Annotated in this window: 13 protein-coding genes; 11 read left to right on the top strand and 2 right to left on the bottom strand. The window is 43.9% G+C overall.

Translation table 11 applies throughout. The features are described 5' to 3' along the window. Positions 1 to 10 precede the first annotated feature (10 nt). From ahrC to AC4E8D_RS20275, 6 genes are all read left to right on the top strand, one after another. Positions 11 to 460, top strand: coding sequence for a transcriptional regulator AhrC/ArgR (gene ahrC, locus AC4E8D_RS20300; protein WP_017687604.1), 450 nt, complete (start codon positions 11 to 13; stop codon positions 458 to 460). A gap of 239 nt (positions 461 to 699) precedes the next feature. After that, on the top strand, positions 700 to 2,418 hold the full coding sequence (recN, locus tag AC4E8D_RS20295; RefSeq protein WP_076215806.1) for a DNA repair protein RecN: 1,719 nt from the start codon (positions 700 to 702) through the stop codon (positions 2,416 to 2,418). A gap of 120 nt (positions 2,419 to 2,538) precedes the next feature. Next, complete coding sequence (gene spoIVB, locus AC4E8D_RS20290) at positions 2,539 to 3,867, top strand: SpoIVB peptidase (RefSeq protein WP_310341167.1); 1,329 nt, start codon at positions 2,539 to 2,541, stop codon at positions 3,865 to 3,867. Between the two features lie 195 nt (positions 3,868 to 4,062). Continuing rightward, a complete protein-coding gene (spo0A, locus tag AC4E8D_RS20285) occupies positions 4,063 to 4,872 on the top strand; it encodes a sporulation transcription factor Spo0A (protein ID WP_490205158.1) in 810 nt (269 codons plus the stop codon). Positions 4,873 to 5,536: 664 nt separating this feature from the next. Further along, positions 5,537 to 5,746 (top strand): CBS domain-containing protein, encoded by a 210-nt coding sequence (locus AC4E8D_RS20280; protein ID WP_490205157.1) that lies wholly within the window; start codon positions 5,537 to 5,539, stop codon positions 5,744 to 5,746. A gap of 26 nt (positions 5,747 to 5,772) precedes the next feature. After that, a complete protein-coding gene (locus tag AC4E8D_RS20275) occupies positions 5,773 to 6,249 on the top strand; it encodes a GGDEF domain-containing protein (protein ID WP_490205156.1) in 477 nt (158 codons plus the stop codon). Between the two features lie 185 nt (positions 6,250 to 6,434). Here the strand turns inward: AC4E8D_RS20275 and AC4E8D_RS20270 are convergent, their stop codons facing one another. After that, on the bottom strand, positions 6,435 to 7,247 hold the full coding sequence (locus tag AC4E8D_RS20270) for a FlxA-like family protein (RefSeq protein ID WP_490205155.1): 813 nt from the start codon (positions 7,245 to 7,247) through the stop codon (positions 6,435 to 6,437). A 127-nt stretch (positions 7,248 to 7,374) separates the two neighbouring features. Between AC4E8D_RS20270 and AC4E8D_RS20265 the strand changes: the two genes are divergently transcribed. The 5 genes from AC4E8D_RS20265 to AC4E8D_RS20245 all read left to right on the top strand — a co-directional run bounded on the left by AC4E8D_RS20265 (position 7,375) and on the right by AC4E8D_RS20245 (position 12,838). Next, positions 7,375 to 7,626, top strand: a complete 252-nt coding sequence (locus tag AC4E8D_RS20265; protein ID WP_490205154.1) for a hypothetical protein — start codon at positions 7,375 to 7,377, stop codon at positions 7,624 to 7,626. Positions 7,627 to 7,800: 174 nt separating this feature from the next. Continuing rightward, positions 7,801 to 9,774 (top strand): AraC family transcriptional regulator, encoded by a 1,974-nt coding sequence (locus tag AC4E8D_RS20260; protein ID WP_490205153.1) that lies wholly within the window; start codon positions 7,801 to 7,803, stop codon positions 9,772 to 9,774. A gap of 157 nt (positions 9,775 to 9,931) precedes the next feature. Beyond that, positions 9,932 to 10,969 (top strand): NAD(P)/FAD-dependent oxidoreductase, encoded by a 1,038-nt coding sequence (locus AC4E8D_RS20255; protein ID WP_017687612.1) that lies wholly within the window; start codon positions 9,932 to 9,934, stop codon positions 10,967 to 10,969. Positions 10,970 to 11,176: 207 nt separating this feature from the next. Then, positions 11,177 to 11,827, top strand: coding sequence for a hypothetical protein (locus AC4E8D_RS20250; RefSeq protein WP_339177605.1), 651 nt, complete (start codon positions 11,177 to 11,179; stop codon positions 11,825 to 11,827). Positions 11,828 to 12,361: 534 nt separating this feature from the next. Then, positions 12,362 to 12,838: a hypothetical protein gene (locus AC4E8D_RS20245; protein WP_017687614.1), complete on the top strand. Its 477-nt coding sequence runs from the start codon at positions 12,362 to 12,364 to the stop codon at positions 12,836 to 12,838. Between the two features lie 117 nt (positions 12,839 to 12,955). Here AC4E8D_RS20245 and AC4E8D_RS20240 read toward each other — a convergent pair whose 3' ends face one another. Then, a complete protein-coding gene (locus tag AC4E8D_RS20240; protein ID WP_062835251.1) occupies positions 12,956 to 13,555 on the bottom strand; it encodes a thymidine kinase in 600 nt (199 codons plus the stop codon). Positions 13,556 to 13,688: the final 133 nt, after the last annotated feature.

The raw sequence follows: 13,688 nt of genomic DNA, 5'->3' as shown, positions 1-13,688 counted from the left end.
GGAGGCATGTATGAAAGGACAAAGGCACATCAAGATTCGTGAAATCATTAGTCAAAATGAAATTGAGACCCAGGATGATCTGGTTGAAGCACTACGCAAATCAGGTTTTCAGGTGACTCAGGCGACGGTATCCCGGGATATCAAGGAACTTCTGTTAATCAAGATTCCAATGGATGACGGAAGATACAAATACTCTTTGCCAACAGATCAACGATATAATCCGATTCAAAAGTTGAAGCGTGCACTTGTTGACAACTTCTTGCACATTGATCACACAAACAATCTGGTTGTGATGAAATGTTTGCCAGGAACTGCCAACTCCATTGCAGCTTTACTTGATAATATTGAGTGGAATGAAGTCATGGGCACGATCTGTGGAGATGATACCATTCTGATTATCTGCCGGACTGAAGGTAACAGCGTGACCGTTATTGAACGCATTATGGGTTATATTGCTTAAAGTGCGTGTTCAAAAAGATCGGTTTTCAGTACCGAGAAGATGGGATGAAGCTAGAAATGGAGTAGCGGAGCGTAGGGAAAACTACGTGAGCAAGGGACATTTCGGCTAAATTCCATATTCGATGCTGATGATGCCACCAGGCATCCTTCGTAATCAAAAGCGGACTTTTTGAACAACCTCTTAAATCAATGGTTCAAAAACATAATTTCTGAGTTAGTCATCCGGAGGTGTTTTTGCAGATGTTAGTTACGTTATCGATTCGTAATCTGGCTGTGGTGGAAGAAGTGGACGTTGTATTCCATCCGGGATTCCATGTACTTTCAGGGGAAACGGGTGCAGGAAAGTCGATTATTATAGATGCACTTGGCTTAATTGCTGGTGGACGAAGTTCAGCGGATCTGATCCGTTATGGTTGTGACAAGGCAGAGATGGAAGCCTTGTTCGAGATGGAGCAGAGTCATCCGGTATGGCAGACATTGGAGAAGCTGGGTATCCATTGTGAGCCTGAAGAGCATCTGGTCATTCGACGTGAACTGAATACACAGGGGAAGAGTACATCCCGCATTAATGGACAATTGGTCAATCTGACCATGCTGCGGGAAGTAGGTGAGAAGCTGATCAATATTCATGGACAACATGAACATCAGAGTTTGCTGCGTGCAGAGAGCCATCTGGGGCTTCTCGATACTTATGGCTCGGAAGTCATCGGACCTGTCAAAGCGACGTATCAAGAGCGTTACAGCAAGTTTATCACGGCGGAAAAGGAACTTCGTGCGCTTCAGGAGTCCAGTCAGCGGGCATATCAACTCTTGGACATGTATCGCTTTCAGCTTGAGGAGATCGCAGCGGCAAGCCTTACACGAGGCGAGGATGAATTACTCGGGGAAGAACGGGTCAAACTATCCCATAGTGAGAAAATGATGGACAGTGTTGCTGGTGCATATGATCTGCTCAGTGGTCAACGCGGACTTGAAGCTGTGAGCATTGCCCTTTCAAGAATTGAAGACATTTCTGGATATGATAACAAAGGACTGCAACCAATCGTAGAACAGCTTCAATCTGCATTTTATCAATTGGAAGATGCGACATTTCAGTTAAGGGATTACCGGGAGAAGATTGAATTTAATCCGGCAAGGCTGGAAGAAGTGGAGCAAAGGCTGAATCTGATTTCTGGCCTCAGACGGAAATACGGGGACAGTGTTGAAGTTATTCTGAGTTATTATGAACAGATTAGCCATGAAACCGACCAACTGGAGAACAAGGACGAACGGCTGGAGAAATTGCGAGCTGAACGTGACAAAATGCTTAACCTTGTGATGGAGTCTGCTGAAGAACTCAGCAAGGTTCGCAAACAATGCGCCGAGGAACTTGCTGCACAGGTGGAAAGCGAGCTCAAGGATCTGCAAATGGAGCGGACAACACTGCGTGTTCAGATTACTCCTTTCGAAGATCCGAAGGGCATTGAATGGAATGGACGCCGTATTCGTCTGAATCGTCAGGGTGCGGACAACGCGGAGTTCCTGATCTCACCGAACCCGGGCGAGCCATTACGACCACTTGGCAAGATTGCTTCAGGTGGTGAGTTGTCGAGAATGATGCTGGCGATGAAGAGTATCTTTGCGCGACATGACCGGATACCTGTGCTGATTTTTGATGAAGTTGATACAGGAGTTAGCGGTAGAGCAGCTCAATCTATTGCGGAAAAACTGTTCCGCTTGTCTTCGACTTGTCAGGTTTTCTCAATAACGCACTTACCACAAGTGGCTTGTATGGCAGATCATCAGTATCTCATTGAGAAACATGTCTACGATGGACGGACGATGACGCAGGTGGAATCGCTGTCAGACGAAGGCAGAGTGAAGGAATTGGCACGTATGCTGGGCGGCGTGGAAATTACAGAAAAAACACTGCATCACGCACAGGAAATGCTGAATTTGGCGGAAGCCAAAAAAGGGTGAAACGGACGGCTGGCGTAATGATTGACAGTAATAAAAGCCTGGGGGCGAGGTTATCTTAAAGGTACGCAATTGGCGACCACCTTTCGTCAAGCGAAAGAAGCAAAGGGAGTGTGACAGCCATTGAATTCCCCCCTCAGGAAGAAATTGCTAGGTCTTTTATTTGCCTTCTTTCTTTGTGTGATTAGCCAGGCCATTCAACCTGTGCAAAGTTATGCTTCACTGCCGGATGAATTGCAGGTGTTTGCTGGCAGGCAAGCGGATGTCCGGCTCGCTGTACCTGCTGCTTCAAGCGCCGTTGTAGATCGTCCTGATATCGTTGGTTTGGATGATCAGGCAGCGATGCATGTTACCAGGCAACAACCTTTGCATCTTCACCCTCAACAGACGGGACATGCCAAATTAACGTTGAAGTTGTGGGGTAAAATTCCGGTCAAAACAGTCCATGTGAATGTGATACCGGATTTGCGTGTTGTACCCGGGGGTCAAACGATTGGCGTCAAAGTTAAATCGGCAGGCATTCTGGTGGTAGGTCATCATCTGGTCCATTCTGGGCAGGATGAGCGTGTATCGCCAGGAGAAACGGCAGGCATTAAGCTCGGAGATCTGATTACGCATATGGATGGTAAACGCCTTGATGGCGTGGCAGGTGTCTCTGAAGCCGTTGAACTTGCAGGTAAAAGTAAAAAAGGTATTGATGTTGTGTTAAAACGTGGTAAGGAAACGGTGAAGACACGATTAACTCCGGCGTATGACTCCGAGGATCAAGCGTGGAGGCTTGGGTTGTACATTCGTGATTCTGCAGCCGGTGTTGGCACACTTACCTTCTATGCTCCAGATCAGGGCGTATACGGCGCACTGGGCCATGTGATTACAGACATGAACACACAAACATCTATTGTTGTGGGTAGTGGTCAGATTGTTCAGTCCAATGTGACGTCCATTTCTAAAAGTGAGACCGGTGATCCCGGTGAAAAACGTGCTCATTTCCTCAAGGAAAGCAAAATTTTGGGCAATATTGAACGTAATACGGCTTTTGGCATCTTTGGTAAAATGTCCGTAAATCCTGAGCACAGTCTGTATTCGAAAGGTATTCCCGTCGCTTTTTCTCATGAAGTCAAAGAAGGACCGGCTGAAATACTGACCGTGGTTGACGGTCAACAAGTTGAACGCTTCTCCATTGACATTGTTCATGTGGCAGATCAAACCGAACCAGCAACAAAAGGTCTGGTGCTTCGAATCACGGACCCGAAACTGCTGGATAAGACCGGAGGTATCGTTCAAGGGATGAGTGGCAGCCCCATTGTACAAAATGGTAAGTTGATCGGTGCAGTTACTCATGTATTCGTGAATGATCCGAAATCGGGTTACGGTTGCTTCATTGAATGGATGTTACAAGATGCTGGCGTTATGATGAAGAAGGAAAACGATAAGAACCTCAAGGCTGGCTAAACAGCCCTGAGGTTCTTTTTTGTCGAAAGCAAACATAATATATCGGATAATGAAATAAATTATTTATTATATAGGATCAAGAAAAAAAAATAAAGAAAAATAATTTTCGACAGGAGGAATTTAACTGGCTGTGTCGAAAATTAAACGTGTAAGGAAATGTACGAAACGATGTTTAATTTAAAGGAGGATACCGTTTTGCAAAAAATTGAGGTATTGCTGGCCGATGATAATCGTGAATTTACGAATTTGCTTGCCGAATATATATCTGAGCAGGAAGATATGGAAGTAACCGGTATTGCATACAATGGAGAAGAAGTACTGCAATTGCTGGAGCAAACTCGGGATGTGCCGGATGTATTGATTCTGGATATTATCATGCCTCACCTGGACGGACTGGGTGTGCTTGAGCGCTTGCGCGACCTGAACCTGTCTCCACATCCTAAAGTCATTATGCTTACGGCATTCGGACAAGAGAATATCACACAGCGTGCCGTGCAACTCGGAGCTTCTTATTATATTCTTAAGCCGTTTGACATGGAAGTGCTTGCGAATCGTGTGCGTCAACTGGTGGGAACACAGACGGCGATGTCCACAAGTAGCGGATCATCCATGTTCATGAAATCATCCAATGTTGTGCCAATGGGCAAACACAAAAATCTGGATGCAAATATTACGTCCATCATACATGAAATCGGCGTTCCTGCGCATATTAAAGGATATCAGTATTTGCGCGAAGCCATTACGATGGTGTATAACAATATCGAAATTTTGGGAGCCATCACCAAAACACTGTATCCGGCGATTGCCGAAAAATTCAAAACCACGCCGTCCCGCGTCGAACGTGCCATCCGTCATGCCATTGAAGTGGCATGGACTCGCGGTAACATCGACAGCATCAGCCACTTGTTTGGTTACACGATCAATATCAGCAAGTCGAAACCAACAAATAGCGAGTTCATCGCGATGGTTGCTGACAAGCTGAGAATTGAGCATAAGGTAAGCTGAAAGGGTCAGGAGTAGTGAGTTGGCAAGTATAGTTTGGTTTCATTACATGTTCTAGCCAAATGAATTTTGGCGGCCTATATCTGAACTCGTTCATTTCATAGCGATAAACTTCTGTAATATATTCCAACGAATACCGTCAATTATTGGATTCAAGATATCCAGTAATTGACGGTATTTTTGCATAACGAAATAACACAGAACATGATGATGAAACTTAGTTTTGCATGATTGTTTCTGAACTTTGAGATCAAGCATTAAAGTAAGCTCCCTATAGCAAAATTCAGAAAAGGAAAAATTTCATAAACTTTTACCCTCAGTTAACGCTTTTTCAAGTAGAAAGTGGTACGATGTGACCATTGACAAAGACCTACATATATATTTAAAAAGTTGGATTAGATGCTACGAACAGAGGAGTAGAATAGTATGTTTACGCAAATAGGCCAGATTGCTGAACCAATTCCTGTAGTACAATCTGATACAAAATGTGATATCGTCTATCATCTTTTCAAGTCCAATCCTAGTCTGGAAGGTATAGCTGTTATGGGAGAGCAGGGTGTGTCATTAATGATGCGGCCCCAATTCTTTCAGCAGATAGGCACCCAGTACGGCTATAATCTGTATATGGGACGTCCTGTAGAACTGGTGATGAACACGCAGGCTGGTCGTGGATTATTCGGAACAGATTACAGATGTCAGTGTTCTAGCCATGGACCGAGATGAAGGGGAGATATATGATCTTGTGTTGGTCACGTCAGGGGAAAGTTTCTTTGGAGCTGTGAGTATTCGACGTTTGCTACTCGCTGTTGCTGATGTACGGGCTGAAATGGCGATTTTTATGAACCCGCTGATGGTCTTCCAGGTAATCATATCATAGATGAAAGGCTGTCTCAGGCTCTTCAGATGGACCATTTTAGCGTATTGTACGTTGAGCTCGATCAATTCAAATCCTACAATGATAGCTACGGCTTCAAAATGGGGGATCAGCTTATTCAGGCGACAGCTAACTTGCTTCGCAAGTTATTTGTTCCCCCTGAAGCTTTTCTTGGACATATTGGTGGGGATGATTTTATTACGATCCTGAATCACCATGATTACAAACATATTAGTGAGGAAGTCATCTCAGATTTTGAGGAAATGAAAAAGACGTTTTATAACGAACATGATTGGCATCATCAATATGTTCTGGGGGAAGGACGTTCCGGGCTAAATCGGCCCATTCCTCTTGTGTCGGTATCCATCGCCGTTGTAACCAATAACAAGCGAAAATATGAAAACATAGATCAGATTATTGATGAGGCCACACGCATCAAAAAAGGTTGTAAAGCGATTGCTGGCAGTATCATTTGTGCAAATGATACAACTGGTACTCCGTGTTAAAGATAAGAAATACTCATAGTAACTACAGCTACAAACGTTAAAGATACAAGAAAAACCGCTATTTATCAGGAGTTAGTCACCTGTAATAGCGGTTTATCTATTATGTGATGCGAGTCGATTGTTTTGTTGCGAAAACACGTCAACCTCATTATGTATACATATAAGTATGTTTGAACAAAGGGTACTCAGATTCGAATATCGACGGATGGATATGAAGCAGCAGGAGATGCAAAAGCCGTAGTTTGTGGACCATTTCCTGATTCCTGATCTGTGGTTCCGCCATCTGATGGGTGCTCCTTACTTCCCGTTTTCTTTCCGTCATTAATCTCCTGATCTTCTTCTCCAGATGTTGCAGAGATAGGTGGTTGTACTCCCTTTTTAGGTGCGGGCTGATGGATCTCTTCCAGCAGTTCCCCAATCTTCTGATTGACCTTATTTAACTGGGAGTTGATGTCCTGAACAACCTCTCGCTTTGCCTGAAAGACGGTGCGTTCTGAATTTTCCAGCATCATTGATTTGCCAAGATCGAGATCATTTGCGGGAGGATTGATCTCCAGAACAAGTCGGTCGAAGCGGGTTTCTCCTTCGGTGGTCTGAATGGAGCCCTGCATGCGATCCCGCAAACCGACCAACTTACCCAATTGATCATAAGTCTGACTATGCTTGATCAGGTGATCGAGTGAAGGGGCTTGTGCCTCGTCGGTTGGTTTGGGTTGTTGCTGTTGAGTCTTTTCGGGCTGTCTTAATTTGTTCTTTTCTTGCAATTCTTCAGCTTTAATTTGGGCAATCTGGCTGTCGATCTGGGATATGGAGCTTGTTAAGGATTTAATTCGCTGAGCTTTGGTTTTGGTATCCAACTCGTCATTGGTTTTTACACCTTGCATTTCTTCATTGAGCCGAATCTTCTGCTGCATGAGTCCCTGAATTTCTTTATCCCGATTGGAGACTTGATTCCCGGGAGTGAAACTGCTTTTGGTTGCAGATGAGATTGAATTCATATCCTCTGTTCTCCTTCTCCGCTTTATCATGGTTCTATTTACATATATCGGATGTTAAGAGAAGGATTTGAAGATCAATTGCTTCGTTAGAATGGATTCATTTATGTAGGCCTATTTCGGTGAAGCGTTGAATAAAGAAAAAGAATCTGAGACATGGTTAGCAGATTATGACGCCAGAATTGCAGATGCCAAGAAACGGGTCAGTATGGTTATCGATCCAGAAGCAGAAGTGTCGGTCATGCAGTTCTATGATAATTTGACGCTGAAAGATTTGAACTCCAAACTGGTCTGGAGTTCACTGGATGCCGTTAAGATCAAACAGAGGAATTGGCCGCGTGGTTTACGGAGATCTCTGAACCAAAATAAGAGTAACAAGTAATTGTCGAGATGAAATTCAATTCCACTCTAAATTTCAGTTGATAATGAAAATTATTATCATTTATAATAAAGGTATATTAGGAACCTCTGCTACGCATATGTTATCGGATGTGTGGCAGAATGATGACCTTGTAAGGCCTTTGTTCCGGGTGAGGCTGGGATTGGAGAGTATTCAATGCAATTAGATGAACAGATGAAATGCTGGAATCATGCCGCTATTAAGGTTCTGGATATACGCCGAATCGTTATGGAGGCAGGGGCACAACTGAGTTCCTACACACTTCCGGCCAATGGTTTTATATATACAATACGAGGATCGGCTGTGCTTAAGTTGAATGGACAAACATACAAGGCAGAGCGGTTCTACATGCTTCATGGGGCCAAAGGATCTTCACTGGATATCCAAACCAACGAAGATTTCGAATATATCCTACTCTATTACAGAGCATTCCTTGCCTTCCCCAGTTATCGTAAAAAGTGGTTATTGGCAAAGCCGGAAGTTGCACCGTTCTCTTTGCAATATGGATTTACGCCAAGTAGTCCGCTGGGGTTGTTACGTTACCTTGATGAGCTTGAGGGTGCATGGATTCACTCTGGCAGTCTGGATCTGCTTCATACAAAAAGTTTATTTTACCAATTCATTCATGAAATGATGGTTCAGTTGGCAGATCAGGAGATCAAAACAGAGTTTGCTGACCCGGTGAAACAAACACTTCGTTATATACAGAAGCACTTTAGAGAACAGGTCACGCTTGATTTCCTTGCTGAACAATTCAACTACAGCTCCCGACATTTATCTATGCAATTCAAACGACAGACGGGTTACAGTCCCATTGATTATTTAATTCAGACTCGAATCGCCAAGGCTCGGAATTTGCTTGTACGATCTGATGCAACGCTGAGTGAAATTGCAGCAGAAGTGGGTTATTCGGATGTGTACTATTTTAGTCGTATCTTCAAAAAACATGTGGGGATCTCTCCGATTCAGTATCAACAAAAGATAAGAGAAGAAGCGAGAGCAGAGGATCGTCCATTGGTAATCTCTGAATCGTCCATTGGCCGAAGATGGAAGTCGGGATATATTGATTATGAGAATCATTATCAATATATAGACGGAGGGTCTACACCAATGAAAAGAAGAAAAACAAGTTCCAGTATGATTATGGTTGCATTATTGAGCATAACGATGCTCCTCGCAGCCTGCTCTTCAGGTACAGCGACAACACCAGCAGCTGGCGAAGGAACGGGTGCCAGTTCCAATAACAGCAGTACGGCAGTATCATCAGACACAGGAAGCCAGACGAACAAAGACAATGAAACACGCACGGTCTCGACGGTTAAGGGTGACGTAGTTGTTCCAGCGAATCCAAAACGGGTTGTTGTATTGTATCTCCAGGGGGATGTCGTCGCACTTGGAGTTAAGCCAATCGCTACCTCAGATGTATATGACGGAGCTGCATACAAGAGTGAGCTAGAGGGTGTAAATGCATTGGGTACCTGGTTTGAACCGAATCCTGAAGCTGTCATTGATCTTGATCCGGATCTGATCATTGTTCCTTCAGAAGAGACGTATACGTTATTAAAAGATATTGCACCTACGGTATATATTCCGTATGAGAAATTGACTACAGAAGAGAGACTTCATGATATAGCAAGTATCTTTGGCAAAGAGCAGGAAGCCGAGACGTTAATCACCAATCTCAATAACAAAGTTGAAGAGAGTAAGAAAACTCTTGCAGATGCAGGCATACTGGACAAAACAATCTCCATTGTGGAGGGCGGTTTGAAAGGTATGGTTATTGTAGAGAGCAAACAATTTGGCCGTGGATCTCAGGCGGTATATGAGTACTTGGGAATGAAAGCACCTGAAGTCGTACAGAAAAAAATCGACGTGGTTTCGGACGCGGCAGGCTCCACGATCTCCATGGAAGTCCTTCCTGAATATATCGGAGACTATGTGTTTCGCTCGGTATATGAAGGGGCAGATAATTTGACGGATAATCCAATATGGAGCAGTATCCCTGCCATCAAGGAAGGTCGTCTGATTGAGATTGATTTCGATTTCTTCTATTATTCGGATATCTATTCAATTAATAAACAACTTGATTTTGTCGTTGAAAAGCTGTTGGCGGCTCCAAGAGCGCAATAGTAAAGAGAATGTGTTCATAGAATTTTTGTACAAGAAATGTTTGTTTTTTAGCCATTGTATTTTGATAAGATTACCATTACACTAGGATTTAAGTGATAATGAGAATCGATATCAAATACTCGATGTTCTGGATCGAATTAACGGAGGTATTTTTAATATGAATCAGCAGTTGGAACTTTATGATGTAACCATTATCGGCGGTGGCCCTGCGGGCATGTACTCTGCCTTTTATAGCGGCATGCGGGATATGAAGACCAAGTTGATTGAGGCACGTGACAGATTGGGCGGTCGCATGCTCTTTTATCCGGAGAAAATGATCTGGGATGTCGGGGGTGTGACGCCAATTCTGTGTGAAGATCTGATCAAACAATTGGAAGAACAGGCAAGAACTTTTGAGCCAACCCTCGTATTTGAACAACAGATCGAAGGATTCGAGCGTCAACCTGATGGCACAATTCTGTTAACTTCTGCAACAGGTGAGCAACACTGGACACGGACCGTCATTATGGCAATCGGATATGGCATATATAAAATGGCCAAGTTGGAGCTTGAAGGTGCAGACCGTTACGAAGTTAGCAATCTGCACTATACCGTGCAGGAACTGGAGCCATTCCGTGGTAAACGTGTGCTGATTTCAGGTGGAGGCGACTCTGCTGTGGACTGGGCGAATGAACTGGAAGCCCTGGCAGAGCAAGTTACGGTTGTGCATCGTCGTGACCGTTTTGGCGGGTTGGAGCGTAATGTACTGCGTATGAGAGAATCCTCTGTAGATGTCCGTACACCTTACGCGGTAGAGACACTACATAGTATGAGTGGTGATGTGATTGAACAGGTGACCATCTCACACGTGGACACAGGTGAAACTGAACTGCTTGAAGTCGATGCTGTCATTGTAAACCACGGCATGAAGAGTGACTTTGGTCCAATCCGGGATTGGGGACTTGATCTTGGCGAATGGCATGTCACTACAACGGAGAGATTACAAACCAATATTCCTGGTGTTTTTGCCGCAGGTGATTTTGTAGATTATGGTAGCAAACTGTACCTGATTGCGGGTACTTTCACTGATGCAGCCCTAGCGGTAAACAGTGCGAAGCTTTACATGGACCCTGAAGCGGAGAAAGTGGCTTATGTTTCTTCCCATAACAGCCGCTTTAAGGAGAAAAATAAAGCTCTTGGTGTTGTAGAAGAATAAATGTATACATTTGGATACGAGTAAGATGACTTCGGGTTAATCCCGAAGTCATCTTTTTTTGCATAAAATGGGTAATAAGAAGGCATAATTTCAACAGATACAATGGTTGCCGAATTGAATATACACTACCAAATGTCTATAATAAGCCTGAGAAACTGTAGAATAACAACAAGTTATTGATAACTAGATCAGAGTGGAGTGCAGCGTATGAAAAAGGGATCACAGCCACAACGAGGTTTCGCCTTCATCCAGCGATGGTTCAAACGATCTGATAAAAAAAAGATCAAATGGTCTGAAATATATCTCGCACTTGCTGGTGCCCTTCATCGCTTGTTGGTTGAAGGGCGGCGTGAACGTTCAGCATCCAAACGGCTTCATCAGGACTTGCCAATTAACGTGTTGGGCGAAATGAAGCTAGAGCCAGGGGATATTGTGTACACGCCAAGCTCGGAATCGACATATTATGCCGGGCATATGGGCATTATCGGTCTCGACGGCAAGGTGTATCATGTGCACCCTTATGGGCCTGTTTTTGCTGATTCATTAGAGTGGTATCTCACGCGGTTTTATGAAGGAGATCGTTTCATTGTATTCCGCTCCAGATTGAATGAGGCAGGAATGAAAGCAGCCGGGTGGGTACATGACCATTACAAGCAGGTAAAATTCTACCGTTTGCAGACCAATCTGCGCAGTATTGAGCGTAATTACTGCTCCAAGTTTATATATCAGGCCTATCAGTTCACATCGGGACTGGATCTGTGGAGTCGCAAATTTACCCGAATGAATCAGGGTTATATCTATCCATTTCGAATAGAGCGCTCATCAGAGCTGGACGTTCTGGGAACTTTTTATAAATAAGGCTGGAACCGACTAAAATACTGTTCTTCCGAAAATAAGGAGAGCAGGTTCTGTCGGTTTTTTTTATACGTGTAGAGATTAAAAACAGGAAAAACGCTCAAAACGTCGAATAGATTATGAGATAGGCACGCACAACTTGGAATCGTATACATAAAAAAAGGCGAGATAATTTTTAGCCCACAGCAAAAAAATGACTACGAAGTAGACGAACAAGAAAGAGTGAAGCGAGATGAAATGGCCGGGCTTCTTACAACGATTCCGACCGAACAAAAACGTGGTTAAGCTATCGGACTATATCCCAAAAAAGGAAAGGAGGCACTACTGTTCCATATGCAAGAAAAACGTTAAATCGGTCGTGCATTATGCGGCACCACAGGGAAATGTTTCAGGTGTATGCAGTTCTTGTAAGTCTTTGGCGGATGAACGTGGAATGTTTCCCATTTAATAAGAAGAGATGCGCTCAGGAAATAAGAATTTTTTGATTTATGCGCGTTTTTGTAGTACATTAGCAAATGTATTCGAAGGAGGATTCTAATGTACTCAGGTAGACAAGACGATACTTTATACATCATGACCTACACCTTAAACAGCGGTATCAAGGGTACGGTTCCACTGTCTAATAAGCAGATTATTGAGTGGCTGGATTGCTACAGAAATGAGAAGCGCTTCGTGACCGAAATCGGCAAGGAGTTTTTTGGATTGAATGCAGGATTGGTAGCAGACTTCAAGGTTCAAAATCATTTATCGGATTATCAGCAGACCATTATGCCTACACAGCAGCAGGATAACCTGGAACGCTTGTCCAGTGCTTATAAATCAACCGAGTTATTAATGAAGATTGATTGTAAATGTGGCACGGCTTATGTGACGGAATCCCCATACAAGCGCACAAAATGGTACTGTACAAAGTGTAAAGAGATTGTATTTTTGGATGCCAAAAAAGGAATGGTGGAAACGTCGCGTGGTGACGCTTACTACATGACCAACAAATATTTTGTTTCCCGGGACTAGCGGGAAGTGACTCTGGAAGCATCGCTGCGAAGCGGTGCTTTTTTGTGCGAATGTTTGCTCTATAACAAAAAAAGCCCCAAGGGGCCTTTTTGGAAGATATCTAAGATCTTTTAGGAATTACGATGAGCATTCAACTTTGTGAGGAGGAATGAAGCAGCAACGACAGCGTGGCTCGTAAGCTTCTGAATCGCCAATCATGACAACCGGACCCAAGGTAACGGGCTCCCCATTGACGATACGTTGCGTAAAGGCTGCATCCGGGCTGCCACATACCGCACAGAAAGCCGAGAGTTTCTCAATGTCATCTGCCATGGCAAGCAAACCGCCGACATATCCAAATTCCTTACCACGGTAATCCATATTAAGTCCGTCCACAATGACATGTTTGCCACAATACGCTAACTCCGAGACAAGTTCCATAATGGCACTGCTGAAAAATTGTACTTCATCAAATGCAACAACATCAGCATCTATGGTTTGGTTCAAGATCATTTCTACGGATTCCGGGGTTAATTGCCGGGGAATGGAATGGGCAGGGAGTCGATAACCAATTCGGCTTACGATCTCGTCCTGGGCAAACCGATCATCCTCGGCTGGTTTGTAGGCCACAACCTTTTTACGGCCAAATTGTATTAATTTCTGACAACGGCGAATGAGTTCACCGGATTTTTCACTGAACATGGGTCCAGTAATTACGGTAATACGTCCTGTTTGCACGGTGCTGCTACTCCTCTCACATACGGGATTCAACAAAAAAAGCGACCTTTACAGAGTACCACAAAATCTTTGGAAAGAGCCAGAACTAATCTGCGCAGCTTTGTGTTACTATATGGATTGTTAAGGTATTGGT

This window comes from Paenibacillus sp. SRL342, from assembly GCF_984798905.1.
The sequence above is the reverse complement of the archived record's forward strand: the minus strand, read 5'-3'. Positions and strand labels throughout refer to the sequence as shown.